The following is a 1,175-nucleotide window of genomic DNA, read 5'->3' as shown; positions in this document are numbered from 1 at the left end:
TTCCTCTCCCTGTCGTCGTCTCGGCTGTCATGCGCAGAACTTAGAGGTTCGCCCCCGGCCCCGCCGCGACCCGGATCACGGACGGCGGGCCCGGAGGCGTACGGAACACCAGGTCACGGCCGGGTCATCCGCAGGACGTCCAGGGCCTCGTCGAGCTGCTGGAGCGTCAGGTCGCCGCGCTCCACGTACCCCGACGCGAGGACCACCTCGCGGATCGTCCGGCGCTCGGCGAGGGACTTCTTGGCGACCTTCGCCGCCTCCTCGTAGCCGATGTACTTGTTGAGCGGGGTCACCACGGACGGCGACGACTCGGCGTACTCGCGCGCCCGCTCCACGTTGGCGGTGATGCCGTCGACGGTACGGTCCGCCAGCAGGCGGGCGGCGTTGGCGAGGAGCCGGACCGACTCCAGCAGATTCTTCGCGATGACGGGGAGCATGACGTTCAGTTCGAAGTTCCCGGCGGCGCCGGCCACGGCGACCGTGGCGTCGTTCCCGGTCACCTGGGCGGCGACCATCAGCACCGCCTCCGGGATCACCGGGTTGACCTTGCCGGGCATGATCGAGGAGCCGGGCTGGAGATCGGGCAGGTTGATCTCGGCCAGGCCCGTGCGGGGGCCGGAGGCCATCCAGCGCAGGTCGTTGGAGATCTTGGTCAGCGAGACCGCGATCGTCCGGAGCTGCCCGGACGTCTCGACGAGCCCGTCGCGCGCGCCCTGCGCCTCGAAGTGGTCGCGGGCCTCGGTCAGCGGCAGCCCGGTCGCCCGGGCGACCTCCGCGATGACGGCGGCGGAGAAGCCGGGCGGGGTGTTGATCCCGGTGCCGACCGCCGTGCCGCCCAGCGGCAGCTCGGCGAGCCGCGGCAGCGAGGCGTGCAGCCGTTCGACGCCGTACCGCACCTGGGCGGCGTAACCGGCGAACTCCTGGCCGAGCGTCACCGGCGTCGCGTCCATCAGGTGCGTACGGCCGGACTTGACGACGTCCGCGAATTCGGCCGATTTCCGCCCCAGGGCGGCCGCCAGGTGCTCCAGCGCCGGGATCAGGTCCCGGGTGACGGCGGCGGTGGCGGCGATGTGGATGGAGGAGGGGAAGACGTCGTTGGACGACTGCGACGCGTTGACGTGGTCGTTGGGGTGCACCGCGCCGGGACGGCCGAGGCGCTCCGCGGCGAGGGTGGC

General features: G+C 72.2%; 1 protein-coding gene. It reads right to left on the bottom strand.

The window, feature by feature from the left end; translation table 11 throughout:
* Positions 1–113: 113 nt before the first annotated feature.
* Positions 114–1,175, bottom strand: a 1,062-nt coding sequence (locus AB0F61_RS34280; RefSeq protein ID WP_357818576.1) for a class II fumarate hydratase, incomplete at its 5' end; no start/stop codon positions are given.

This window comes from Micromonospora sp. NPDC023888 (assembly GCF_040639415.1).
GTDB lineage: Bacteria > Actinomycetota > Actinomycetes > Mycobacteriales > Micromonosporaceae > Micromonospora.
Note: the sequence above shows the minus strand (reverse complement) of the source record. Positions and strands in the feature narration are given on the sequence as shown.